Source organism: Marinomonas sp. ef1, from assembly GCF_002806845.1.
Taxonomy (GTDB): Bacteria; Pseudomonadota; Gammaproteobacteria; order Pseudomonadales; family Marinomonadaceae; genus Marinomonas; species Marinomonas polaris.
Map to the genome: position 1 here is coordinate 279257 of NZ_NHTT01000003.1, position 26263 is coordinate 305519.

Annotated in this window: 25 protein-coding genes; 6 read left to right on the plus strand and 19 right to left on the minus strand. The window is 43.8% G+C overall.

Annotated features, from left to right (window positions below; genetic code table 11):
- Nucleotides 1-257 precede the first annotated feature (257 nt).
- On the plus strand, nt 258-2225 hold the full coding sequence (locus CCS02_RS05985; protein WP_100185744.1) for a methyl-accepting chemotaxis protein: 1968 nt from the start codon (nt 258-260) through the stop codon (nt 2223-2225).
- Nucleotides 2226-2438: 213 nt separating this feature from the next.
- On the plus strand, nt 2439-3527 hold the full coding sequence (locus CCS02_RS05990; RefSeq protein ID WP_072840482.1) for an ABC transporter substrate-binding protein: 1089 nt from the start codon (nt 2439-2441) through the stop codon (nt 3525-3527).
- 93 nt (nt 3528-3620) lie between these two features.
- Here the strand turns inward: CCS02_RS05990 and CCS02_RS05995 are convergent, their stop codons facing one another.
- From CCS02_RS05995 to uraH, 9 genes are all read right to left on the minus strand, one after another.
- Nucleotides 3621-4604: an aldose epimerase family protein gene (locus CCS02_RS05995; protein WP_100185630.1), complete on the minus strand. Its 984-nt coding sequence runs from the start codon at nt 4602-4604 to the stop codon at nt 3621-3623.
- 62 nt (nt 4605-4666) lie between these two features.
- Nucleotides 4667-5977, minus strand: coding sequence for an extracellular solute-binding protein (locus CCS02_RS06000; protein WP_100636094.1), 1311 nt, complete (start codon nt 5975-5977; stop codon nt 4667-4669).
- Between the two features lie 101 nt (nt 5978-6078).
- Nucleotides 6079-6924 (minus strand): carbohydrate ABC transporter permease, encoded by an 846-nt coding sequence (locus CCS02_RS06005; protein ID WP_072840485.1) that lies wholly within the window; start codon nt 6922-6924, stop codon nt 6079-6081.
- Nucleotides 6921-7802, minus strand: a complete 882-nt coding sequence (locus CCS02_RS06010; RefSeq protein ID WP_100636095.1) for a carbohydrate ABC transporter permease — start codon at nt 7800-7802, stop codon at nt 6921-6923. Before CCS02_RS06010 ends, CCS02_RS06005 begins: the two co-directional genes overlap by 4 nt.
- Nucleotide 7803: 1 nt before the next feature.
- Entirely contained in the window at nt 7804-8904 is a 1101-nt protein-coding gene (locus CCS02_RS06015; protein ID WP_072840487.1) for an ABC transporter ATP-binding protein, read from the minus strand.
- A 43-nt stretch (nt 8905-8947) separates the two neighbouring features.
- Nucleotides 8948-10456 carry an arabinosylfuranosidase ArfA gene (arfA, locus tag CCS02_RS06020; RefSeq protein WP_100636096.1) on the minus strand — a complete coding sequence of 503 codons (1509 nt, stop codon included), beginning with the start codon at nt 10454-10456 and terminating at the stop codon, nt 8948-8950.
- A 299-nt stretch (nt 10457-10755) separates the two neighbouring features.
- Nucleotides 10756-11676 carry an ArsR/SmtB family transcription factor gene (locus CCS02_RS06025; RefSeq protein WP_100636097.1) on the minus strand — a complete coding sequence of 307 codons (921 nt, stop codon included), beginning with the start codon at nt 11674-11676 and terminating at the stop codon, nt 10756-10758.
- A 185-nt stretch (nt 11677-11861) separates the two neighbouring features.
- The gene (gene hpxO / locus CCS02_RS06030; protein ID WP_100636098.1) at nt 11862-13040 is read right to left on the minus strand and encodes an FAD-dependent urate hydroxylase HpxO; all 1179 of its coding nucleotides are present in this window, start codon (nt 13038-13040) and stop codon (nt 11862-11864) included.
- A gap of 293 nt (nt 13041-13333) precedes the next feature.
- The gene (gene uraH, locus CCS02_RS06035; RefSeq protein WP_072840491.1) at nt 13334-13705 is read right to left on the minus strand and encodes a hydroxyisourate hydrolase; all 372 of its coding nucleotides are present in this window, start codon (nt 13703-13705) and stop codon (nt 13334-13336) included.
- Nucleotides 13706-13898: 193 nt separating this feature from the next.
- Here uraH and uraD point away from each other — a divergent pair, with 193 nt between their 5' ends.
- Nucleotides 13899-14420 carry a 2-oxo-4-hydroxy-4-carboxy-5-ureidoimidazoline decarboxylase gene (uraD, locus tag CCS02_RS06040; protein WP_100185625.1) on the plus strand — a complete coding sequence of 174 codons (522 nt, stop codon included), beginning with the start codon at nt 13899-13901 and terminating at the stop codon, nt 14418-14420.
- A gap of 101 nt (nt 14421-14521) precedes the next feature.
- Here uraD and CCS02_RS06045 read toward each other — a convergent pair whose 3' ends face one another.
- The 10 genes from CCS02_RS06045 to CCS02_RS06090 all read right to left on the minus strand — a co-directional run bounded on the left by CCS02_RS06045 (nt 14522) and on the right by CCS02_RS06090 (nt 21089).
- On the minus strand, nt 14522-14929 hold the full coding sequence (locus CCS02_RS06045; protein ID WP_100636099.1) for a type II toxin-antitoxin system HicB family antitoxin: 408 nt from the start codon (nt 14927-14929) through the stop codon (nt 14522-14524).
- 42 nt (nt 14930-14971) lie between these two features.
- The gene (locus CCS02_RS06050; protein WP_012070395.1) at nt 14972-15151 is read right to left on the minus strand and encodes a type II toxin-antitoxin system HicA family toxin; all 180 of its coding nucleotides are present in this window, start codon (nt 15149-15151) and stop codon (nt 14972-14974) included.
- A 183-nt stretch (nt 15152-15334) separates the two neighbouring features.
- Nucleotides 15335-16321 (minus strand): isopenicillin N synthase family dioxygenase, encoded by a 987-nt coding sequence (locus CCS02_RS06055; RefSeq protein ID WP_100636100.1) that lies wholly within the window; start codon nt 16319-16321, stop codon nt 15335-15337.
- A 153-nt stretch (nt 16322-16474) separates the two neighbouring features.
- The gene (locus CCS02_RS06060; RefSeq protein ID WP_100636101.1) at nt 16475-16951 is read right to left on the minus strand and encodes a nucleoside deaminase; all 477 of its coding nucleotides are present in this window, start codon (nt 16949-16951) and stop codon (nt 16475-16477) included.
- A gap of 49 nt (nt 16952-17000) precedes the next feature.
- Nucleotides 17001-17792 (minus strand): ABC transporter permease, encoded by a 792-nt coding sequence (locus CCS02_RS06065; RefSeq protein WP_100636102.1) that lies wholly within the window; start codon nt 17790-17792, stop codon nt 17001-17003.
- The gene (locus CCS02_RS06070; RefSeq protein WP_232728831.1) at nt 17770-18612 is read right to left on the minus strand and encodes an ABC transporter ATP-binding protein; all 843 of its coding nucleotides are present in this window, start codon (nt 18610-18612) and stop codon (nt 17770-17772) included. The genes CCS02_RS06065 and CCS02_RS06070 overlap by 23 nt, the downstream gene beginning before the upstream one ends.
- Before the next feature lie 4 nt (nt 18613-18616).
- Nucleotides 18617-19612: an ABC transporter substrate-binding protein gene (locus tag CCS02_RS06075; RefSeq protein WP_100636103.1), complete on the minus strand. Its 996-nt coding sequence runs from the start codon at nt 19610-19612 to the stop codon at nt 18617-18619.
- A 312-nt stretch (nt 19613-19924) separates the two neighbouring features.
- Nucleotides 19925-20386, minus strand: coding sequence for a DUF2127 domain-containing protein (locus CCS02_RS06080; RefSeq protein ID WP_100636104.1), 462 nt, complete (start codon nt 20384-20386; stop codon nt 19925-19927).
- A gap of 174 nt (nt 20387-20560) precedes the next feature.
- Nucleotides 20561-20848: a type II toxin-antitoxin system RelE family toxin gene (locus CCS02_RS06085; RefSeq protein WP_100185618.1), complete on the minus strand. Its 288-nt coding sequence runs from the start codon at nt 20846-20848 to the stop codon at nt 20561-20563.
- Nucleotides 20838-21089, minus strand: coding sequence for a type II toxin-antitoxin system Phd/YefM family antitoxin (locus tag CCS02_RS06090; protein WP_072840500.1), 252 nt, complete (start codon nt 21087-21089; stop codon nt 20838-20840). The genes CCS02_RS06085 and CCS02_RS06090 overlap by 11 nt, the downstream gene beginning before the upstream one ends.
- Nucleotides 21090-21389: 300 nt before the next feature.
- Between CCS02_RS06090 and xdhA the strand changes: the two genes are divergently transcribed.
- Genes xdhA through xdhC form a run of 3 tightly spaced genes read left to right on the plus strand, consistent with a single transcriptional unit; the run spans nt 21390 to nt 26075 of the window.
- On the plus strand, nt 21390-22889 hold the full coding sequence (xdhA, locus tag CCS02_RS06095; RefSeq protein ID WP_232728833.1) for a xanthine dehydrogenase small subunit: 1500 nt from the start codon (nt 21390-21392) through the stop codon (nt 22887-22889).
- Nucleotides 22882-25212, plus strand: coding sequence for a xanthine dehydrogenase molybdopterin binding subunit (gene xdhB / locus CCS02_RS06100; RefSeq protein WP_100636106.1), 2331 nt, complete (start codon nt 22882-22884; stop codon nt 25210-25212). The genes xdhA and xdhB overlap by 8 nt, the downstream gene beginning before the upstream one ends.
- Nucleotides 25209-26075, plus strand: a complete 867-nt coding sequence (gene xdhC, locus CCS02_RS06105) for a xanthine dehydrogenase accessory protein XdhC (protein WP_100636107.1) — start codon at nt 25209-25211, stop codon at nt 26073-26075. Before xdhB ends, xdhC begins: the two co-directional genes overlap by 4 nt.
- Nucleotides 26076-26263 lie beyond the last annotated feature (188 nt).

Here is a 26263-nt window from a genome sequence, read left to right on the forward strand (position 1 = left end):
AATCGTTACATTTTGAAATTTTCTATGGTTTATACGCCTCTAATGCAGTATTTTATCGATGTATATGGATAATAAAGTAGTGGTAAGGAATAAATGTATCTGGTTGTGGTCTTTTATAAAATATCATCAATAATGATGTTTTTGGGTTATTAATAATCATTTTCAGTCTATGAGTTAATGTTGATTACCAGCTAGTGAATTTATAAAGAAATTCCTTCTTGGATCCATATGGCTATTATAATATTTGGGTAAATTCTATGAAAATCAAAACGAAGTTGTTGATTGCTTTTTCAATTGCCACCGTGTTGCCCGTCTTAGTTGTCAGTTCAATAACTGCCTATCTAGCGTCAGACCAAGCATTGAAGAATTTTTCAAAAAATAGCGGGCAAACGCTTGGTGCCGTTGAAAAATCCTTTGATCAATTTGTAAATGATATCAAATATGTTGTTGGTTTTATTGCTGACAGTGACCCTGTGACGGTCTCTGATGCAAAACCATTAACGACTTATTTTGAATCTAAAGGAAAAGCACCGAGCAAAATTGCTGAACAAAACGGTGGTCGTGAAGCCGATGTATTCAATATGTTTGAGGCGATTGGTAAAAACAATCCCAACTATGTTTATGTTTATATGGGTGATGATAGTGACGGTTATTTAGAATGGCCGGGGACCTATGAATACGCTGAATGGCATCCGAAGCAACGTGGTTGGTATACAAGAGCTATGGAAACACCTGGTAAGGTTGCTTTACGTGATGCCTATTACTGGGAGCCTGATGATGCGGTTTATGTGTCTGCGGTACGGACTTACAAAAAAGGTAATAGTATTGGCGGTGTCGTTGCGGTTGATGTATCGATCAAAACCTTAACTGAAATGGCGAATAAAACTAAGCTGGGTAACTCTGGTAGTATCATGGTTATTGAAAATACCGGTACTATTTTGGTTGATGCACTTCATGCAGATAATAACTTCAAGAAAATCAGTGAGGTAACGGGTGATGCGTATCAAAAAATCGCTCAAACCTCTTCTGGTTTGATTAACTTTAAGCTAGATGGCGAAGATTATTATGCTGATGTATATACTTCTCCTAATTTAAAATGGAAGTTTGTTGGTCTAATGCCAGCAACTGAAATTTACTCTAGTACTGTTGAGTTAATTCAAACAACGGTCGTTGTTTGCATCTTGTTATTACTCGTTTTTGGTTTTATTGCTTATTTGATGGCGAAAAGCTTAATTACTCCGATTGAGTCTGTTTCGGATCATTTGCGTATTCTAGCGGAAGGCGAAGGGGATTTAACTTCGAAAATTGACATTAAAACCAATGATGAAACAGGTACATTGTCTAACTGGTTTAATCAGTTTATTGAATCAACTCGTAAACTCATTCTTGGTATTAAGCACTCAGGTATACAGATCGATAAGATTGCTGCAGAAACATCAGCTAAAGCCAACGAAGTCGCGCAGTCTGCTACAGATCAATTGCAGTCTATTGAGTTAATCGCAGAAGCAGGGCAGCAAATGCTGATTGCGTCTAATGAAGCTGCTGAAAGTTGTGCTAATTCTGCTCAGTTTTCTGAGAAAGGTTTAGAAACTACTATCGCGGGTAAAAATCTTCTTAAGAGCAGTGCTGAAGGCGTGAATCGTTTAGGTGCTCGTTTAAAAGATTCGAATCAAATCATTACTGAGTTGCAAAAAGAAACCACTAATATTAATCAGATTCTATCAACCATACAGGCAATTGCTGAGCAAACTAACTTGTTGGCCTTGAACGCGGCTATTGAAGCGGCTCGTGCCGGTGAACAAGGCCGAGGTTTTGCGGTAGTGGCTGACGAAGTACGAACACTTGCAGGACGTACACAAGAATCTACAGAACAAATTAGCAATATTTTGGGGCTGCTTGCTAGTAGAACCAAGCAAGCGTCAGAGTCTATGGTGACGAGTTTAGCGGAATCTGAAAATGCCATTAGTCTGTCAGATAAGGCGCTTAATTCTTTTGAACAAATTGAAGAAGTTGTGAAGCAAATGCGTGATATGACGATGCAAACGGCGGCTTCTGCTGAAGAACAGCGTGCGGTAACAGAGGGTGTTAACGAAAACATTGGCGCTATTAGTGATGCGGCGCATCGTGTTTCAAGTATATCTGGGGATGTTGCGGATCTTTGTAAGAAACAGGATCAGTTGAGCAAAGAACTGCATTCAATGGTTGTTCGATTCCGTACAGAATAAACCGAGAGTTATGGATATAGTTAGCGATTAAAGGCCACTTTTTAGTGGTCTTTTTTTCGTCTATCTTCTTAGGCTTTTAGTATGGTTTTTTAAGCACTAATTCATAGTCTAATTAATTTACTTAGCACATAAGTAAAAATACTAGAGAATTGATTTTAAAATATAGTGATAACGATTATCATACCGAACAAATTTACTAATGAAGGTGTAAGCATGGTTAAGTCGTTTGTAATGCTTCTGTTCACTCTTTTTATGAGTGCAAGCTGGGCTGGTGAAGTAACGGTGAAGGATGTCCTTGGTCGTGATGTCACATTTAATGCGCCAGCTCAACGTGTTATTGTCGGGTTTTATCCTGAAGACTATATGGCAATTGGCACGGAAGCCGCTTACGACAAGGTTGTTGGTATGTCTAGGTATATTTGGGAAGCTCGTTCGGCTAACTGGGAAATGTATGTTAAGCATCGTCCATCTTTACAAGACATTCCGGCCATTGGTCGTGTAGACACGCAAACTTTTTCGGTAGAAAAAGTGATTGGCTTGAACCCTGATGTGTTGATGTTAGCAGATTGGCAATATAAAGCCTTAGGAACGGATATCGAGCGCCTCGAAAGTGCTGGTATCAAAGTGATTGTTGTGGATTACAATGCGCAAACAGTAGAACGTCATGTTAAAAGCACTGAGATAATTGGTGTGATTACAGGACAAGAAAAACGTGCCGCAACTATCGCAGCCGAGTATAAAAAAACCGTCGAGACCATTAGTAAACGTCTAGCTGATGCGAATTTGCCAGAACCAAAAGTGTATACTGAGTTTGGTGCTTCCGGCGTGCAAGAGCTTGGTTTTACCTTTGGTAAAAACATGTGGGGAGCCATTTCTACTATGGCAGGTGGCGATAATATCTCTGCGCCATTTGTTGAATGGTGGGGTAAGTTAAACCCTGAGCAAGTGATTGCTTCGAATCCTGATGTTATTGTTATCACAGGGTATGAAACAGGCGCAGTCCTTGATTCTATGATCATGGGGCAGGGCATTGATAAAGCAGAGGCTCGTAAACGTTTAGAAGGTTACAAAAAACGCTTGGGTTGGTCTTCAATTTCGGCAGTAAAAAACAATCGTTTGTACGGAGCTTATCATGGCGCATGCCGCACCATTTTAGATGCCGCGATGTTCGAGTTTTACGCAAAAGCTATGTATCCAGATTTATTCTCCGATTTGAATCCTGAGCAAGCCTATTTAGATTTTTATAAGAAATATTTGCCAGTGACGCCTGAAGGCACTTTTATGGTGTCGTTAGAAAATTAATTTTTTGTATTGAAAAATTTTGTATTGAAAAAAGGGCTTTCTACATTTTTTGTAGAAAGCCCTTTTTCGTTTTATGTCGGCTCAACTCAGTAGTTACTTGAATGCATAACGTGTAACTTGTCGGTAAGTATCTTCTGGTGCAAGTAATATTGGTGGAAAGTGAGACTGGTTAATCGCATCCGGCCAATGTTGTGCTTCAAGAGCAAGACCTGCATAGGCAGTTAATGCGCCTTGGTTAATATTCGATTCTGCGTCTAGTCGAATATGACGACCGTCGTAAACTTGTAGGCCCGGTTCTGTGGTCTGATAATTTAATGTGAGGCCAGTGATTGGGCCTTTCAGAGTCGCTACCGTTTGTAATGGGCGATTACTGGCAAGAGATAGGCAGAAGTTGGTATCCAGTTCAGGATAGTCTTCACGACCGATGGTGCGAAGCTGATGAAAATCAAACGCGCTGCCAGCCGTTGGCGTGACTTCTCCTGTTGGAATGAGCCCTGCATCAACAGGTAAATAATGATCCGCTTTGATACTTAGTTGATGGTCTAAAATAGAGCCTTTGCCGTCAAGATTAACGTAGCTGTGACCGGCAAAATTACAAATTGTCAGCTTGTCTGTAGTGGCGGTAATTTCCATTTCCAATGTGCTATCGAGCAAACGATAAAATACATCCACAACCATGTTACCTGGATAGCCCATTTCGCCGTCAGCAAGTGTAGTTTGTAGCTGAACCATGTTGTCAGTTTGTTCGATGATTGACCAGTTTTTGCTGCCTGTTCCATCAGGACCACCGTGTAAGTGGTGAGCTTCTGGCAGAGTAGGTGGTAATTGGTAGGTTTTACCGCCAATCACGGCATGACCTTTGTTAGTTCGGTTTGCAACTCGTCCGACTACCGCACCAAAGTATTTTGCACCCTGAAGGTAATCGGTCAGCTTTGGCGAGCCTAATACTAAAGAATGCTCATAGCCATTTAGATAAACGGATTGAATGCTAGCGCCCAGTGTCAAAATAGACACTTTGAGTTGAGCGTTTTGTAGCGTGACACATTGAACTTGGTTTAAATCTGGAGCGAGATTCACGGAAGTATCCTTTTCAAATAAACGGGAGCCGAAGCTCCCGAAAGTATAGAAATATAGATAGATTAGATATTTTCTAATAAGTCGTTAACTCGATATTGCGCTGTTTTTAGTGCATCGTCTATCGATTTGTTGCCGCTAATGGCAGAACTCAACTCTTCACCAATGATGTCTTGAATGGCAAATTGACGTAACACTGCCGAAGGTAAGGCTTGTCCTGTTTTGGCGATTTTAGCAATATCACTACGGTGAGGTAAGGATTTGAATTCGTTGCTGGCAATCACTTTTTTCACAGTTGGCAAATGTCCGGTTCGAGACCATTCATAGTTGTTGTCATAGAAAAATTTAAATAACTTGCCAATGGCGGCCATTTTTTCATCGCTACGGTCACCACGCGGAACAACCCAGCCATGCCCATCTGTATAGGTTACGTCTTTTTGTTTAAAAAATTGTGGGACAGGAAAGACGCTATAACCGTTTGATAAAGCGTTATTGGACTCTTTAGACTGAGCGTCATAGGAGCCAATTAACCATGTTCCGTTAACCGCAATACCGCCATCACCATTGGAAAAAGCTGATACAGCTGCTGGGTAGTCCAAGTTTTTGGTGCTAAGCCCTTGATCTACGATATCTTTCATAAAGGTAAGTGCGGCTTTAGCGTCTTGACCGCTTAAATCAATATGGCTTGGATCATCAAAGAATTTACTGTTCTGCTGCATCATTAGGGTATAAAAAATACGCGCATAAGTGGCTGTTTCATTTGCTAGTACTTGCACCAAATAAGGCTTACCTGTGGCGTCTTTAAACTGCTTGCCCTGCGAAAAAAGCTCATCACGGTTGGTTGGTAAAATAGGGTTGCCATCTGCTTTCATTAGGCCGGCTTTTTTCATTAAGTTGTTATTAACGTGGAATAGCATTGTCCAGTTATCGAAGGGTAAAGCGTATATTTTACCTTCTTTAGTAACACTGGTAATGGCTGCATCGGTAAAATCGGTGGCTTTAATGCTTTGGTCTTTTAGTAGCTTATCAAGTGGAACTAAAAGGCCACGGGATTGATAATCTGACATGGCCGAGTAGTGCATAGATACCACATCTGGAGCAGATCGAGATGCCAATTGGGCATTAAGCTGGTCGTATCCAGGCCATTCTACCGTGCTGACTTTTACGTTTATGTCTGGATTTTCAGCTGCGAACTTATTGACGAGTGTAGTAATGATGCCGCATTCGCCAACGGCAGCAGATACATCAGTTGTCTTGCCGTATTCCGCTTCGCAGGCACCAAAAAAACGCTGTAATTCAATGGTTGTGTTGGCATTAGCCAATGGTGATAACGCCAATAATCCAATTGCTGTTGTTCCGAGAAGTAGCTTTTTCATTATTGATTCTCCTAGGTCGTTGTTATTGTTGTAGTCCTATTTCACTTTCAATTTTTCTTAAATCACTTTTCATTTCAATTTCTTAGTCAATATGACGATTGCTATTTCACGGCTCCTCCTGATACCGCGGTAACTATATGGCGTTGAAAAAAGATGTAGACGATCACCACGGGTAACGAGGCAAACACAGCTTGTGCGCCCAAAAAGCCTAGCCCTTCTGATTGCGCAAAGTTCGTTTGTGACGAAGCTATGCCTATGGTGAGTGTGTACATGTCGGATTTGGTCGCGGATATAAGCGGCCACCAATAATCATTCCAAGCTTGCAAGAAAGTGAAGATGCCCAAGGTCGCTTGCGCGGGTAACGTCAGCGGTAGCAATACTTTCCAAAAAATACGAAAAGTCGAGGCGTTATCCAACATGGCAGCTTCATCAATTTCTTTTGGGATGGCCCGAAAGAATTGTGTCATTAAGAAAACGCCAAACGCTGATGACAAGTTGGGTAATATTAAGCCGATATGGGTGTTATGCAGATCAAACCAATTAAACATCTGGTGACGAGCAATAATTACCGCCTGTTCTGGTACCGCTAAACCAAACAACACAATGATGAATAGCGTCTTACGGAACGGGAACTCCAGCCTTGCAAATGCGTAACCTGCTAACGAAGAAAGCAGTAACACACCGACGGTTTGACCGACTGCCACTATCATAGAATTCATAAACCAGCCGAAAACGCTGGAAGATTCAAGGATGTTGGCGTAATTCAATAAGGTATACGGGAATGAAAAGACAGCTTCCGTACCTCTGAGCAATTCAGCATTGTCTTTCAGAGATAACCCTATTATCCATGCCACTGGCGCCATCATGATGACACCAAGCACTGCAGCTATCCAAAATAGCTGACGGTTAGAGGTCAAATGCTCAGGCGAATAGTTGAATGCTTTCATGCGTCTACCTCCTCTTTACGAGTGCTGACCCAATACTGAAGCATGGCGGCACACAGAATAATTAAGAACAGGATTTGCGACGCAGCCGCGCCCAGACCAATATCCCAACGTAAGAAACCCACTTCATAGATGTACATCACAATAGGGCGAGATGACCCAGCTGGACCACCATTGGTCATCAACTGTGCCTGACCAAACAACTGAAATTGCATCACCACTTGAATAATGGCAACCAACATAATAGTGGACTTAATGGATGGCAGAGTGATACGAGTGAGCACTCGCCAGCGGGAAGCGTTATCTAACGCTGCTGCTTCATAAAGGTCTTTCGGTATCTGTTGTAAGGCAGCTAAGAAAAGCATCATGGGTAAACCAATACACCACCAAACGGTTGCTACCCCCACTGAAAACAACGACCATCCTGTAGTTGAAAGAAAGCCAATTGGTTGCCAGCCGAAAAACTCAAAAATTAACGACATTAAACCGTCATTGGGAATGAAGACGATTCGCCAAATGAGCGTCACTATGGTGACGGACAAAATAGAAGAGGCAAAAAACAAACCTCTCAAGAAAGACGACCCTTTGCTGGTTTTATTCAAAGCTAACGCTAGAAACAACCCAAGAATGACCAAGGTAGGAACAGACACTCCGACGAAAATTAGAGTGTTTTTTACCGCTTGACCAAAAATTGGGTCGCTTAATACTCGTGCATAGTTTTTTAAGCCGACGAAGCGCTCGCCACCAAAAAGATCGACTTTATTGAGCGACAGCCAAATTCCCCAGCCAAGAGGAAATACCAACAAGGTTAAAAAAACACTGAGATACGGGACAACAAATAGACCATTCGTCCAACGGGAACGACGATAACTTTCTGCCATCTTACACCTCCATTTGACTGTGATAAGCAAGGCCATCACCGTCAAAAATATGCGCCGCCTGTGGCGAAATTGACACGCGTACCGTATCGCCAGCTTTTACTTTTGAGCGTCCTGAATCTTCGACGATAAGATCTGTGCCATCGATTAAAATACCGTAAAGAAGCGTACGATCACCGAGACGCTCAATCACTTTTATGGTCAGATCAAGGCCATCTTCTTCAGCGGCAACCACCGCGGTGTCTTCCGCTCGAATACCGATAACCGCATTTGTGGCGTTGAACTCTGGTGGAAGGACAATCGCAGTAACGACTTTGCCAGCACCGCTGACTTCGACCGTCACACCATCAGGCGTATTTTCAATACTATTAATCGGCAACATAGACATTGGCGGAGAGCCAACAAACTCCGCGACAAAACGACTCGCCGGATATTGGTAAATCTCCATGGGTGTGCCGATTTGTTCGATTTTTTGGTTGTGCATGATGACAATGCGATCCGCCAGTGTCATGGCCTCCACTTGGTCGTGAGTCACGAAGATCATGGTTGAGCCAAGGCGCTGGTGGAGTTGCGCCAGTTCCAATCGTGTTCTGCCGCGTAACGCTGCGTCTAAATTGGATAGTGGCTCATCAAATAGGAAGGCTTTAGGTTCTTTGACAATGGCGCGACCTATCGCGACGCGCTGACGCTGGCCACCAGAAAGTCGTCCTGGTTTACGATCCAGCAAGTGATCTATTTCGAGAATTTTCGCCGCATCATTAACACGACGATCAATTTCGTCTTGGGCGACTTTGACGTTCTCTAGGCCAAACGCCATGTTTTGGCGAGTCGTCATGTGAGGGTAGAGCGCATAGGATTGAAATACCATGGCGACGCCACGTTGACCTGGAGGCAAGGTATCAATGCGTTTTTCGCCAATATCGATAGAACCTTCTGTAATGGATTCCAGCCCCGCAATCATGCGCAATAAGGTGGATTTTCCGCAGCCAGAAGGGCCAAGGAATACAACAAATTCACCGTCTTCGATGTGTAAGTTGATGTCGTCTAATACGGTAACGCTGTCATATCGCTTTGTTATATTTTTTATAGAGATAGATGCGGACATGGTTTCCTCTCTCAGCAAGTTTTAAACGGAAAATCTTGGGGTATTACACCCCAAGTCGAATCATGCGATAGCTCATAGGAGCAATGCTTGCCGTTAATTGTTGCTGTTTGACTGCTGCGCCTTGGCCATCTTTTGGTGCTACTTGCTCTGCATCTGGACCATTTTTTGCGTCAAGTGCATGGCCCGCCATGACTTTATCCATAATGACTTTCTGATGTGTAAATCCTTGCAGAGACAGATCCAATTCAATGCTTTCGTCTGGGTGACGGTTAACAATAAAGAAAGTTAGTGCGCCATCTTTATCGGATTCCACGGCAGAAATATCCAGATAGGAAACATTACTGGCGAACTCTGTATCGTAGCCTTGGCATTGCACCGCAAGATTGAGTGCTGTGCCGCGGCCGTATTGGGACGCATACAAATATGGATAGTAAGTCGACTGACGCCACGCTGGACCGTCTTTGACTGTCATAATCGGCGCGATAACGTTGACCAATTGCGCCAAACAGCCAATTTTGACCACATCACTATGGCGAATAAAGGTGTTCAGAATACAGCCAACTTGTAGCGTATCGGCAAAGTCATAAATGTCTTCTAACAAAGCTGGAGCATGTGGCCAACCGTCATTGCCACCGAGAATTTTTTTGTCTTGTTCATTGGAGTGATACCAGACGTTCCATTCATCGAAGGAAATATACACATCGTGTTTGGAGCGTTTTTTAGCTTTAGTGGCTTTAATTACCGCCGCGATGGTGTCGATATAGTTATCAAGTAAGCTGGCTTTGGCTAAATAATTGGCGGTGTTTTTTTCGTGATTATCGAAATACATATGCAGTGAAATGTAGTCGACTGTGTCGTAGGTATAATCTAGTACTGTGCTTTCCCATTCAGGGTAAGTTGGCATTTTAGGGGAAGAAGAACCACATACGACTAACTCGATATTTTTATCGAAAGCGCGCATGGCTTTCGCGGTTTCAAATGCTACTCGACCATATTCAGCGGCGGTTTTTTGTCCGATTTGCCAAGGTCCATCCATTTCATTACCCAGACACCAAAGCTTAACGTCCCAAGGTTCTTCACGGCCGTTTTGCTTGCGAAGGTCAGACCAATATGAGCCGCCAGGGTGGTTCACATATTCAAGAAAAGCACGCGCTTCGTCTAAACCTCGTGAGCCAAGATTCACCGCTAGCATCATTTCTGTACCGGCTTGTTCTGCCCATTCAGCGAATTCATGAATACCAATTTCATTACTTTCTGATGTGTGCCAAGCAAGATCTAGGCGAGTTGGGCGATCTTCTTTTGGCCCAATGCCATCTTCCCAGTTATAAGCAGAAACGAAGTTACCACCGGGGTAGCGAGTAACGGGAACATCGATATCTTTGATGAGTTCGATAACATCTTGACGGAAACCATGTTCATCAGCAGTTGCATGACCTGGTTCGTAGATACCGCTGTAAACAGCGCGTCCTAAATGCTCGATGAAAGAGCCATAAAGGCGAGGGTCTATTTTGGCAATCACATAATCTTTATGTGCGGTTACGTTAGCGCGCATGCTTACTCCTTTCTTATTTTTGTAGGATATTAAGATATATTAAGTATCTGAATTTTTGTTTCTTATCTGATAAGTGGATATTAAAAGCATGTTTGACCTAAGGTCAATCAATAAGACGTTTATTTTTTGTGCAACCAAATACCAAAATTGGTATGTATAAGTGTGATTTGTAACGAAAAAAGAAAGGGGTAGGTATTTGGAAAGTTACTAAGATAATGAAATTTATAGATTTTTTAAATTTTGATTTATTAGAGCAGGCTTACTGGTATTTACATCAGAAAATAAGATGCTGTGTGAGATTAAGATTGAAGGCGTAATACAATATCTTGGTCGTAATTGCCAAATTGCTTGCCAAAAATATTGATGCCGCCAGGGTGTTCAGCATCATCGGGAACAGAGATTCGCACACGAATGGATCTATGGTCTTCCAGTGCAAGATCTTTCAAAGAGATATCAGAAACCCGTACACCATCGACGTAAGTGCCATCTTTTGTGACACGAAAGCTTTTTAAATGGCCGTATTGGCTGCCAGCAAGCTTCCACCAATCGGGAGTATGTTTACCACGACGATCGCCGTAATCGCCGGGAGCAGTCCAGATCGCAGCCTTTTTGCCGTTGATAGAGATATGAATATCAGAAGGCCAATTTTCTGACGTGCCAGGCACTTCGGATGACAGCTCCATCACCAGCTCTAGCTCTTTCACTGTCTGACCTGCAATACGAGCATTGTTGGGGAACTGATATTCCACATAGCCTTTGGTAAACCACAACAAACTGGCACGCATACGATCAGGAGAAAGATAAGTATCTGGACTGTCTAAGAAGCCAACAATGCCAGATTCCGAACACAAACCACAAGGCGCCATCACATCAAACTCAGAATATAGGCCCACAGGCATAGCGACTTCGATGACGTTGTTTTGATTTTGTTTGGTGTTACAGAAAGATAAGACGATTTCTTCGTGTGTTGCACGGCAAATTTTCTGGCTGCCTTTACGGCCTTTTTGGCTTTCGGTGGTAATTAAACCGGCACTTTCGAGGGAATTAATATGACTGGAAGTTGATGATTGGGGCAGTTCGAGAAGGTCTGCAATGTCATTGACATTCATCGGCCCTTTTTCATGTAACAAGGACAATATTGCCAATCGTGCAGGCGCTGCTAGGCTTTTTAGAACATCTGCTCCATCTTCGGGGGTTAGCAATAAGAACTTTTTACTCATCGTCATCTCCAGTTGAAGGTGACTTTATATCGAGATTTATGATTCTTATCAAGTTTTAGTTGTTGATTAATTGTTACTAAAAGTAAGTGATGATCGCTTTATTAATACAAGAAAACGATCATCAACCTTTAGTTTTAAATAGCTTTTTTAAATGTTTTTTAGTGATTTCTAAAGAGTTTTTTGAATTAAGCCAACGGTCCACCAATAATAGTAGTACGCAATCCTGCAATAATGTTTTCGCCTGTTTCATGTCTTAGTTCGTCGTACCAAGCTTGGGTTTCTTGCATGTCTTTACCATGGGTAACATCACAACGTTTACGAGCTTTTAGTACAAGATCTTTGACGCGGAAGCGACGAGCTTCTTCGTAGTTTTTCAATGCAGCGATAACACCTGAAACGGTTTTGCCTTTCTCTTTAAATTGATCAGCAAAGCACTGTCCGAGAACAACAGCATCTTCCAGTGCAGAGCATCCGCCTTGGCCTATGTCTGGAGTTGTACTGTGGGCAGCATCGCCGAGTAGGGCAATATTGCCTTTTACCAAGGTATCGAATGGTTCTATGTCATGAATTTCGATGCGGTTGGTGGTTTCAGGATCAATGGCTGCAATCAGTTTTTGAACGGGTTCAGCCCAACCTGCAAAATAACCCGTTAGATCGGCAATCACTGTTGTTCTATCTTCTGCTAGGCCTTTTGGTAATGGCACATCAAAGAAGAAGTAAAAACGACCGTCGGCAATAGGCATAATAGAAACGCGTTTGCCTTCGCCAACAAAGGTTGTCCATTGATTGGCAGGGGCAATACTTTCATCGATTTCTACCAAGCCATTCCAGTTTACATAATTAGCGTAGCGGCGCTCGGTTTGATAACCAATGACATCAGCACGTACGGCAGAATGTGTGCCGTCGGCCGCAATCATAAAATCACCTACAGCACTGGTACCATCGGTAAAATACGCGGTTACACCTGTGTCACTTTGCTCGACTTTCTCAATGCGTTTGCCAAACTGAACTTTATCACGTCCCCACCAATCGATCATTTGGCTTTGTAGGTCTGCTCTAGATACAGGGCAAGGGCGTTCGCCAACAGCGTCAACTAATGGGGCAAGACTGAACTGCGTCATCACGCTTCCGGTTATACCGTCGTGGTACGCCATGTTGTGCATCGGGCCGCCGAGTTTGTCCATAATGCTGCCCATACCTAAATGGTTCATGCATTTTACGCCGTTAGACCAAATAGAGAGCGCGGCACCAACAGGTTTGATTTCTTTTACCGCTTCAAAAATATCGCATTCGATGCCTTGTTGTTTTAATGCTGCTGCCGCTGACATGCCACCGATACCAGCGCCTATAATAAGTGCTTTCATATGATTCCCCTTTAATCTATCGCTCGTTTTCGCGTTGTCTTAGCGAACTTTTAATTTCTTGTTAAAGGAGTAAATGGCAATAAATATGCCATGAAACAAATGAACCTATATTTTAGTGTGTGAAACCTTTGTTTTAGGGCGATACGTAATCAGTGGTGATAGGTCAAAGAAGAAAGAGGCTTATTTTCTTCTTTGACCAACAGGGCAGAAAATGATTTATCTTGGTGCGGATTTTGTAATATTTGCTTCATTCTGGCTCATTAAGCCTTGGGCTGAAGCCTAATTACATAAGACTAGCTGCCACGATAAGTGCTGTAAGAATAAGGCGAGACAAGCAGTGGAATGTGATAATGGGCGTTTTCATCATTGATGCCGAAGCGAATGATGACCGTGTTTAAGAAACTAGGAGCGGTAGGTTTGTTATTGTCTGAGTCTTCGAGAGAGTCAGCGAAGTACTCGTCAATGCCAAACTCTAGTTCGTACACACCCACAGAGAAGCTATCAGCTTGCAGCAAGGGTTGATCACAGCGGCCATCGTTATTGGACACAGTGCTATGAATAAGCTGTCGTTGGCCGTCTGCAGAATGCTGGTAAAGATGTATTTTTACGCCAGCCGCAGCAACGCCTTTTGTTGTATCTAAAATGTGAGTGGTTAAGTATCCCATTGTTTTACCTCAATCTAATGTGAAAGCTTGCCTGATTTTTGCAGTAAGCGTCTTTATAAGTGAAATGGATCTGAAAATATTGTTTCATAGAGATCAATATTTGTGCCATGTGTTTCTGTATAGCGTATTTTGTTATTCATACAGATCTTTTTTATAAGAATTTTTTAGAGCCGTCAGAATTTGGAGTCCTATTATGCAAGACCCGTTAGCTGCGATTAGTCAAATGGAAGAAGTGGATTTTATCGCTTTATTTAGCAGTATTTATGAGCATTCCACTTGGGTTGCAGAAGAATTATGGCGACAAAAAGTCGAGCATCCAAGTGAGTATTTCGACAGTATCGACAAAATCAAAGACACCATGGCTGACATCGTAGAGCAAAGTACTGACGAACAAAAACTCATACTGCTTCGCGCTCATCCAGATTTAGCAGGCAAAGCGGCTTTAGCGGGTGAACTCACTCATGCGTCAACCTCAGAACAGTCAGGAGCAGGGCTGGATCAATGCTCTGAAGAAGAGCTAGCGCATTTTCTACAGCTGAACGATACCTATCGAGAGAAGTTTGGTTTTCCCTTCATTATGGCTGTGAAAGGCGCTACCAAGGATCAGATACTTGCAGGGTTTGAAGCCAGAACGCCCAATGACTGGCAAACAGAGTTTGACCGAGCCATGAGTGAAGTGCATAAGATTGCAAGTTTTAGATTAGCGGACCTCTAAAATCGTTCTGAGTTGTTAAGATAGAAAACGCCATCGGTTTGTATTAATCGATGGCGGTTTGTTGTTTATCTTTCTATTTTTTCTTTGGATAAACAATAAGTTTAAACAACAGAGAAGCTGATTTTTTTTCCTAGTGCCTCTAAGGCAGAGACTAACGTATCGATTTTTGTATTATGGCCAAGGTTGATAATACGTTGCATTTCTTGCTTCTTTTTACCAATACGTTTTGCCAGTTCTGCTTGTGATACATGCTTTTCAAGCATGGTATTCAGCAACAGGACTTTGCTCCAAATACTTAGCGGTACACTGACAGATTCGCCTTTTACTTTAGATGGTAAGGGAACTGAGCGCTCATCTTCAAAATAGAACTCAAAAGCTGTAACCAAGGCGTCTGCAGCTTCGGCTAATGCTTCTTCGTAGGTGTCTGCACAGGTTAGCGCCTCAGGGATATCTGGAAAGCTGACGCTGTAGCCATTTCCGTCTTTTTTAATAATGACTGGGTATTTCATATTCTTCTCCAGCTGTTGGAAAGAGTACCTTTAAGATTGGTTTCAATCGTCTATTCCTAGTTGTTTGAGAATTGCTTTTCTTGTGCCTTCGGCTATTTCTTTACTTGGATGTCTTGGCATAACAGATCGCTTACCTTTGTAATAAAGTTTTAAATGGTTGGTACCTTGTTTGACCTCTACGCCCATTTTTTCCAAATATCGTCTGAATTCACTTTGCTTCATCTTGCCTCCGTGCTGATGAACTGAATATAGAGTAATCAAAAATGTTTACTAAGTAAAATGTAAGGTAAGCTTTTTTGTTTACTAATTGATGCCTTAAAGGTTAATTTTATATTGAGTGAGGCATAAAAAACCGCCATCGTTTTGTAATAATCGATGGCGGTTTTCTTTGTGTAGTATGAAAGATTATTTATCTACAAAATTAGCCTGAATACGTTGGGTCAAAAAGTCTGCCGCACTGATGGGGTGGTAGCGTTTGGCTGGGCCTTCGATGATCTGCGTTTTATTGGCTTGGCAAAAGAAGGCAATGGAATGACGACTGCCACAGTATTCGTCGACACGTGGTTGACGTACTCGGTGCAGGTTGGATTTAAGTTGGTCGTCGCTCCAGCGCATGAGCATATCGCCGATGTTGCAGGTGATCACGCCGCCAAGGGGCGGAATGCTTGTCCAACGTTGAGTTTCAGCTTCCGCACCCGGGCAAACTTGTAAACCGCCGTGGCCTTCGTGTTGAAATAATAAGGTTAAACAATCGAAATCCGTATGCGCGCCAGCACGCCAAATATTACCCTGTTCGGTGACACCTTCTGTGGCGTAATAATGCAACAAGCGTAAGGTACTTTGGTAGTCTGGCTGGCGAGGATCGTGTGCTTTGCTAAAGAAGTCTCGATCAAAACCTAGCTTGTCGGCAAAGCAAGACAATACCTTCATGCCCACTTCCCAACATTGTTTTTCAAAATGCAGCGTATTGGCTTGAAAGTTTGGTAACTCATCTTCGCTCGGCCACAAATTATCCATGTGGTATTGGGTAATCTGATAAGACTCTTTTTGATCTTTGGTGCCAGTAGAAGGGCGTATTTGGCTACGGCTTTCCCAGCCCGCATTGACGCTTTTTGGTCGTGGGTATTTTCCTTTAATGCTTTCTGGAAGATTAAAAAAACGCTCGGATTCTTTGAATGCGGCTTTGATTTCTTGTGGATCAATGCCGTGGTTACTTAATTGGAAAAAACCAATCTCGGTGGCCGCAAGCCAAAGTTGCTCAGTGATTTCTTCTCTGCGATTTTCAAAATCGCTCATGTCGATGATGCGAATTTCTCGTTCGTTGGTGTCTTCGCCTGCACCGCCAAACGTGGTTTCGCGTTGTAGTTCTTCAAGTGAATATGAATTAGTCATGGTTTTCTCCCATTCTCCTAGGTTTAAAATAACTAGGCGTTTTTGCCTAGTGGAAAATGGAGCAATGACCGAACGCACTCTTACTCTTACTCTTTTAATAGAGTAACAGAATAATAGAACGCGTCTGACTGCTTCTACTCCGATTATTTAGTGTTACCAAACACCCTCATGCAATTTCGCTGCCTCTTCTTCAAGGCAAGGCCCAATTACTTCCACTTGTCGTTGTCCCGATTCAAACACGGTACGACAAGGCAAAGCCAAGGTTGGGTTTTCTGGGTGATTCCCGGTGATCTGTTTCAAGCTGTCTTCACTTAATCCATACACAAGGCGTCCTAATCCTGCCCAATAGGCAGAACCTGCACACATGGCACAAGGCTCGGCGGAAACATACATGGTGCATTTCGCCAGAAAGTCAGGACGATAGGCTTTGCTAGCGCGCGTCATTAACTTGCGCTCTGCGTGCCCAGTCATATCGAAATCTGGCAAATAGCCGTTCACTTGTGTCATCAGCACATTGTCTTCATTGTCGACCAAGATCGCCGCAAACGGGTGGATGCCTTGTTGTTTGGCTTCATCTGCAAGGGCAAAGCTTTGGCGTAAAAATTCGGTGTCTTTTGTATTAAGCTTCATATTCATTCCCAGTCTTCAATACGGTATTTAACAGCACAATAATCGCAAACTATTTCTTCTTAGGAAGGCTCCACGGAAAAAACCACGCCTGAATCCACTGTATCGATTTAAATAACAACAAACTAATAACCGACAAGAAGATCAGCCCTGCAAAAGCTTGGGGGATTTTAAAGAAAGAGGTGGAGAATTGAATGAAATAGCCTAACCCTTCTTCGGCTGCGACGAACTCCGCCACTACGGCACCGATAATCGCTAAAGTGATAGAGACTCGAAGGCCACTGAAAATGTGTGGGATCGCATAAGGAATGCGAATCTGCCAGGTTTCACGATAACGCGGAGCACGCAAAGATTGGCTTAGTTCGATCATTTCAGGCGGTGTTTCCAACATGCCCGTCGTCGTTGATACTACAAGCGGGAAGAAGGTGATCAAGCAAGTGATCAGCACGCGAGATGGATCGTCTGTACCAAGCAGTACGATGATCAAAGGTGCAACCGCCACCACAGGTGTCGATTGAATCACGATCAAGGCTGGATAAAGCACTCGGTTCATTAGCTCAGAGCGCATCATGCCAATCGACAGTGGAATAGCAATCACGATAGACAAGGCAAAACCCATTAAAGCCACGCGTAACGTCGCCCAAAGATGCGTTAGCCAGCGAGAAAATTCCACATCAAAAAACGCCATGAATATCGCCGATGGTGAGGGCAGTATGTAGCTTGGCACATTGCCAAAACGACAGACTAATTCCCATAACAGCACAAGACCGATAAAGAACAAGCCAGGCGCGAAGCGATTTGCTTGCTGTGCAAGCCAAGATTTAGGCTGGTACGTTTGGTTCATAAATATAGCCTCTAATTAAATCGGTTAGCTCAGCAAAACGAGGGGAGTTAATGGTTTTCGACGAGCGTGGGCGAGGTAAGTCCACCTCGATCAAATCCAGAACCGTGCCGGGGCGTTTGCTCATCACCAAAATGCGATCCGATAGCAACACGGCTTCACTAATGGAGTGAGTGATAAACAACACTGTTTTTGGATTTTTCTTCCAAATATCCAGTAGATCAAAACCGATTTGCTCACGGGTCAACGCATCCAATGCCGAGAAGGGTTCATCCATCAAAAGAATGTCTGGGTTAAGCAACAGTGCGCGAATAATGCCAACACGTTGTTGCATGCCACCAGATAACTCGTCCGGCATCTTGTCAGCAAACTGGGTTAAGCCCGCCATTTCAAGTAGTTCATTTGCGCGTTTTTCATCTGTGGTGGAGTAGCTGCCGTATTTGTGTTTGAGCGGAAACAAGACGTTTTTACGCACGGTCAACCAAGGTAATAAATTGGCCTTTTGAAATACTATGCCAACGTCATCACGAGGTTCTGTGACTGGCAAATTAAATACAGACACTTCACCATGAGAAGGAATCAGCAGCCCTGCCACCATGCGCAATAGGGTTGATTTACCACACCCAGAAGGTCCCACCACCGCCACGAACTCGTGACGGTGGATGTCGAGATTAATACCTTGCACTACCATTGGTGTTTCTGGACGTGGATCGTATTTATGACCCACGTTTTTCATGCTGACATAAGCTGCTTTAGCGTTGTCTTCAATGGCGCTTTTGTCTTCCATAGCGTTGTTGTTTTCCATATGGCTTTTGTTTTCCATGTGGTTACTCCGGCTTAAAGCTGCTGTTTACTGCTTTTTTGGGATCAATAGCATCCATTTTTAAACCGTTTGCTTCAGCCACGTATTCCCAAGTTTTTTGAATGCGTTCGTCGGTGAAATTACCGAAGCCATCTTTTGTCGTGACATCGTTGTACACCAAATTATAAATGCTCTTAATTTGTGCAGAGACAATACTGGCATCCACTTCAGGCACCATAGCGTGCAGGTCGATACCGGCTTGATCTGGATTTGCATAAGTGAATTCAATGGACTTGGCAAAGGCTTTGATAAAGCGTTTTGCCACATCTGGACGTTCTTCTAAAAAACGTTCAGAGGCTAAAACAGATGAGCTATAAAGTGACAAACCAGAATTCGACCATGGCATTTCGATCAACTCTTTGCCTGCGCCTTTTGCTTGTGCGTCATAAAGTGCCGTGTTGGTAACCCAAGCAATAATGGCATCTGTACTGCCGGTAATCATCATCGGAGCCAAGGCACCTGGATCCGATTTCACTAATTTAATATCGTTTTCGCTCAAACCATTTTGTTTCAATACCAAAGGTAAGAAAGCATTTGATGAAGTGAAAGGCGAAGTCGCGACCTTTTTGCCTTTCAAATCTTTAATGGATTTAATACCGCTGCTTTTCAGCACAAAGAACGCATGAGGAGCTTGTGTGAAGTATGGGAAGACAGCGACTACAGGTACATCGGCTTGTGCTTTCGCTGCCATCAAAGCACCAATATCGGAACTACCAATATCAGATTGGCCCGTTGCCATCTTAGTCAACGCATCGGTAGAACCACGACCGCTGGCAATCTTGACTTCCAAGTCTTCATCAGCAAAGAAACCTTGTTGAATACCCACATAAACAGGCGCTTTATCACCGCCTGGTAGCCAATCTAATTGAAACGTCACTTGATCTGCCGCCATGGCAGAAGTGCTTGAAATGAGACTGGCCAAAAGAGTCAATCGGATTGCTGTTTTCTTTGCCGCTTTCATAAACATGCTCCATACAATTAATAGGGATTAAAGACCCGCTTGTTTCACATAAATGTAAGTTAGCAACATTTGTTCCATAATTTTATGGGAGAGTGAAAATTTCTTTAAGTGATTGAATTTATAAATGAAAATTTAAATATGAGGTTTTGAGTGATAAGGCTTGTAAGGTTCTAAGTAGAGAGAGTGAAACAAAATGGTGCATTAAAAAAGTAATATTGGGTGTAACAGTAGACGGGGAAGTAAATATGATTTGCTTGGAAATGGAGGGTAGATATCAAATCTAGTTCTATGAGGTTTTACTGGGTGTAGCAATTATGTGTCTTTTTTTCGTTTACTGTAAAGCACACTCGCCATGTAGCAAACCACTACGACATTTAGCAAAAATACGCAGACAGTCAAAATGTGTGTATGAAAAATGATTTCATAGATCTCAAATGGTAAATAGATTGCCCCACTTACCAAGGCAAACCATTCAGTCCAAACAAACGCTTTCCATAAACCATAGGCTTCAACGAATCGAACCAGAGAATAAGCTAGGGCACCCAAAGCAATCAGGCTCATATTGCTGTCTGTTATTGAACTCGCAGCATGGAGGAAAATACTTGGAAAATGGCTCGCAGGATTTAGATGAGCGTGAGAGACGATGGATTCAGCTATTTTTTGTAAATTCTCGCCAGCTAAGACATGGATTCCTAATCCTACGATAAGAGACATTAAGCCTTTTAGCGCCTCTATAAATGCGATGGCTTTCAGCCCATTTTTTGGTGATGTCATTTCGACCTCTTAACAAGCCAAATAGTATGTGTACAACAAGTGCATGCTTAGTTATACCAGTATAAAGCCAATAGATTGTTGAAAAATAAATAATATTTACGGTAACTTGAAAAGTGTTGTCTAGCTTGCTTGTCTAGCTTGCTTGTCTAGGCTTTTTTTGCGAAAGAATTAAAATCAATCAATCCGAGAGGCGAGTTTTTTATAAACTGCGTCTTTGTCTCGTTTTCCAATTGCCAGCACATAAACGACGACTTCATCGTCTATGACTTCATAAGCTAGGCGATAGCCTGAGGTTCTTAGTTTTATTTTGTAGACGCAATCATAACCGCGTAGCTTTGAAGCAGGGACATGCGGGTTTTCTAGTCGCTCCGCTAGCTTTTTTTTAAATTGTGTTTGAATTTGTGGTGCTAATTTGCGCCACTCTTTTAGTGCAGCAGGGAGGAATTTTAGTTTATAAGTCATCTAGACTAACTTCGACCGCTTTTGATAAATCAGCACGACGGTTTTCGACAAGTTTTGCCAGTTCAATATCATCTACCATCTCCATCAAAAGCTCATAGGCTTCAGCTGGGACGAGGTAAGCAGCTGGCTTATTATGGTTTAAAATAGCAATAGCAGAGCCACCAGATTCGTTAAGTAAAGCCGTTGGGTTTTTCTTTAGCTCAGAAATGCTGGCGGTGTAATTCGCTAATACTTGTCTCATGGGAACCTCAAATAAGCACTAAATTTAGGTCATATTTTAGATCTTTTTTTTGTGAGGAGCTACATTTTTTTGTGCTTCAATCCTTTCTAGCTTCTTTAGCAGAGAGTGCTTTGAGTGCTAGTCTAGAAAGAAGGTGCATTATTAAAAGAATGCTTATAAAAAGCGTCACGGCGCTTGTTCCGCCTGTATTATTAGTTTTTAATTAAAACTTTGTACGATTGGTCAGCTTTTTGCATTTCAACTACAATCATAACCACCATCATAGACACTATTTTAAATAAGGAGAGCGCTTTGAAATTTATGCTAAACGATGAGCTCATCGAAGATAACACGCTCCCTAGCGACTTTACCGCTTTGCGTTACCTAAGAGAAAAGCGTGGATTAACGGGTACAAAAGAAGGTTGTGCATCTGGCGATTGCGGTGCGTGTACGCTTCTTGTTGGTGCATTGGAAGACGGGGAGCTGACGTATTCGACGCTAAATTCGTGCATCACACCAATGCAATCCTTGACTGGCAAGCATATTGTCTCAGTTGAGTATTTGTCCAAGACGGGTGAATTGCATCCTGCTCAACAAGCCATGGTGGAATCTCATGGTTCTCAATGCGGCTTTTGTACGCCGGGTTTTGTGTTGTCCTTAGCTGGGCTTTATGAAAATAAACAGAGCAGCGAGCAGCCAATCGACCGTGAAGCGGTTTGCGATGCGATCTCTGGTAACTTATGCCGTTGCACTGGCTATCGCCCGATCATTGATGCGGGATTGTCCATGGTTAAAGAGCCGATGACTCAAGAGCCAAAAGAAACGCCTTATGTCGAGCTGATGAGTAAAAACGACAGCATCAAAAACCAGCTTGAAAGCCTACAAACAGAACCTCATGACAGCAGCAACTATTTACAACCTACCGATTTAGAACAACTCGCTCACGCATTAACCTCGAATCCAGAAGCTGTCTTGATCGCGGGTGGAACCGATTTGATGCTAGAGAATACTCAGCGCTATCGTGATTTTGATACCTTGATCGATGTGTCTCGCGTGGCCGAGCTTAAACATCTACACATTGGTGAAACGTCATTGACCATCGGCGCGTCGGTGACTTACAGCGAATTGGAAGATTTCAGTAAGACGCTTTATCCGCATATTAATGCCTTGCTAAGCCGCATTGCTTCTCGACAAATTCGTAACCGTGGCACGATTGGCGGCAACGTTGCGAACGCCTCACCAATTGCCGATTTACCGCCGCTATTATTGGCGTTTGACGCAGACATTCAATTGTTGAAAAACGACGGCAGCACAAGAGTGGTGAATATCGCGGACTTTTACCAAGGTTATAAACAAACGCAATTAGCAAAAGATGAGATGATCGCGTCGTTTGATGTGTCTCTCGATAAGCTCGCTCAATTTCATCGCTTTTATAAAGTCTCGAAACGCATGGAAGACGATATTTCCAGCGTCATGTTGGCAGTTCGCTTCGAAGTCGATAACGGCACGTTAACCGATGTGCGTTTGGCGTTTGGTGGTATGGCGGCCACGCCGATTCGCGGACTGAAAGCCGAAGCGGCGTTGACAGGTAAAGTCATCAATGATGAACAAGCGTTAAACCAAGCCATCGAAGCATTACGCAGTGAATTAACCCCATTGAGCGACATGCGAGCCAGCGCGAAATATCGCTTGGACATGGCGTGTAACCTGATCCGCAAAGCGTGGTTGGAACTGAATGGCACCAACGTGGTGACTTTCTCTGGTCACGCTGTCACTGACTCAATTTTATCGACAGGTTCGGAGGCAAGCACTCATGCGTAAACTTCCACAAGATTTCACTTTAGGCACAAAAAGCGGCGCTAATAATAGACTTTTACCTGTTCATGAATCGGCTATTAAACACGTGACAGGCCAAGCGGTTTACATCGACGATATGCCAGAATGGCCAAATGAACTGCATGTGGCGACCGGTTTATCGACCGAAGCTCACGCGGATATTGTGTCGATCAATTTGGATAAAGTTCGCGCTTATCCTGGCGTGGTCGATGTGATTGTACAGTCCGATATTCCTGGTGAAGTGGATGTGTCGCCTGTGTTAAGTGGTGATTTACTACTCGCTGGCGACTTTGTGCATTTCATTGGGCAATCGATTTTTGCTGTCGCTGCAACTAGTTTACGCGCTGCGAAACAAGCGGCTGCGCTGGCGGAGGTTGTCTATAAACCGCGAGAAGCGACCTTGCATCCTCGTCAATCGCTAGAGCGCCAAGAATTTGTTTTACCCACTCATACCATTAGCTGTGGCGATGCCAAAGGCGCACTGGAAAGCGCGCCTAATAAGCTTAAATCGGATATGTACATCAAAGGCCAAGAGCATTTTTATTTAGAAGGGCAAATAAGTGTCGCCGTTCCCAATGAAGATGGTGGCGTTCAAGTATTTGCTTCGTCTCAGCATCCTGCCGAAGTGCAAAAGCTGGTGGCGCGTGTTCTGGGTTTGCCAGTGGCGCATGTTCTTGTCGAAGTGCGACGTATGGGCGGCGGCTTTGGCGGTAAAGAATCTCAAGCGGCAGTGCTTGGTTGTATGGCGGCAGTGCTCGCCGTACGTAACCGTTGTCCGGTGAAATATCGCATGCCACGCCAAGACGACATGGTGCAAACCGGTAAACGTCATGACTTCTGGAATAGCTACGAAGTGGGATTTTCTGATGCGGGTGAAATCCTCGCGGCAGAATACGACATGGTGGGCAAATGTGGTTGTACGGCGGATTTGTCAGACGGCGTTGTCGATCGCGCCATGTTTCACGCGGACAATGCTTATTTCTTGCCAAACGCTCGAATCAGCGGTTATCGCGGTAAAACGCATACGGTGTCTAATACCGCTTTCCGAGGCTTTGGCGGACCAAAAGGTGTTTTGCTGGCAGAAAATGTCATCGAAGAAATTGCCTGCGCGGTAGGCAAAGACTCGTTGGATATTCGCAAACTCAATTGCTATCAAGCGAATAAAGACACCACACCATACGGGCAAAAAGTAGACGATGATGTGTTACTGACGCTTATCGAAGAATTGGAAACCAGCTCAGATTATCGTGCTCGTCGTGAGGCGATTAACGTCTTCAACAAACAGAATCCTTTCCTGAAAAAAGGTCTAGCGCTTACACCAGTGAAGTTTGGTATTTCCTTTACCTCGAAACACTTAAACCAAGGTGGCGCTTTGCTGCATGTTTACACGGACGGCAGCGTTCATGTGAGCCACGGCGGAACGGAAATGGGGCAGGGACTTTATACCAAGGTGGCGCAGATTGTTGCCAAAGCCTTTGGCATTGATTACCAACGCGTCAACGTTGGCTCTACTCGTACCGACAAAGTGCCAAACGCATCGCCAACCGCGGCATCAGCAGGGACGGATTTGAACGGTATGGCGGCACTGGATGCAGCGATGACGATCAAAGGTCGCTTGCAAGAATTCGCCATGGAGCATTTTGGTATCGCAGCGGATGCCTTCGCTATTGAAGACGATCAAGTGATTCTAGGCAGCGAGACAATGAGCTTTCCTGAATTCATCAAACTGGCGTACATGAACCGCGTGTCTTTGTCGTCTACTGGGTTTTATAAAACACCAAAAATCGGTTACGACCGCAAAGCGGCCAAAGGCCGACCATTTTTGTATTTTGCCAATGGCGCTGCTGTGGCAGAAGTGATCGTCGATACTTTTACCGGCGAATACAAAGTAACGCAGGTTGATATCTTGCACGATGTAGGCGATTCGATAAACGCGGATATCGACATTGGGCAAATCGAAGGCGCGTTTGTGCAAGGCATGGGCTGGCTCACCTCAGAAGAATTAAGCTGGGATGACAAAGGCCGCATTACCACCAACAGCCCTGCTAATTACAAGATTCCGACTTCAGCGGATATTCCAGAAAAATTCACTGTCAAACTGTTTGATCGTGCCAACAGTGAAGAATCGGTTTATCGTTCTAAAGCCGTTGGCGAACCACCATTAATGTTGGGTATCTCAGTTTGGTGTGCGTTAAAAGACGCCTGTGCTTCAGTTGCCGATCACAAGATCTCGCCACCATTGGCCGTGCCAGCCACGCCAGAAGCGGTATTTTACGCCATGCAAGCAGCTAAGGAAGCAAGCCTATGATGTCTTCCATGAGTTGGGTTCATGCTTTACAGGAAGTAGAAAAAGCAGGGCAAGCTTGGGTGATCGCCACCGTGATTGGCACCCAAGGTTCTGCGCCTCGGGAATCATCGAGCAAGATGATTATTACCGAGGAACACAGCTTCGACACCATCGGCGGCGGACAGCTGGAATACGCTGTCTGCCAAAAAGCCCGTGCGATGTTGCAAGATGCGTCTTCGCCTTCTCATGTGTTGGAAAACTTTCCGCTCGCCGCTAAAACCAACCAATGTTGCGGCGGCACAGTAAGCGTATTGTTAGAGTATTTTCCAGAGCCAGCCAACAAAATCACCATCTTTGGCATGGGGCACGTAGCGACCACCTTGGTAAATGTACTGGGAAACATGCAGGCGAAAATCTCATGGGTCGACAGCCGTGCAAATCTTGCTCAAGACCACAGCATCAAAGGCTTACCGAGCAACGTCACGCCGTTTTTGTACGAATCCATGTTGGATCATATCGACCACATGAGCCATAACGAAATCGCCTTGGTCATGACCCACGATCACGCGTTGGATTATCAGTTGGTGGAAGCCTTATTGGATCGAAAAGACTGCCGATTTATCGGCTTAATCGGCTCGAAAACCAAAGCACTACGCTTCAAAAAACGCCTCGTCAGCGCCTCATTTAGCCAAGCGGAAATCGACTCGGTACATTGCCCAGTGGGACTAAACGAAATCGCAGGCAAAAAGCCCTTCGAAATCGCCATCTCCATCGCAGGGCAAATCATCCAAGTCACCCAAACAAAAACACCCACGAAAAAGGGCAGCGGACTGACTTGGAAAGAAATCAACAATGCCCTCAATGATGAAAAGGAACAGGCTTAGCCCTGATTCCTGCGTAGGGCACGATTAGCGAAGCGTAATCTGCCGTTGGTCATTACAGAATAACTAATTCAAACAACGACCAATTTTCTTTGGTTTTGTAAGTCACGGTTTCAACCCGACAACGTCATTACTCCCTCCTCTTATGTCTTCCAAGGGAAGGGTTAGGGTGGGGTTGTTACTTTGGTGCT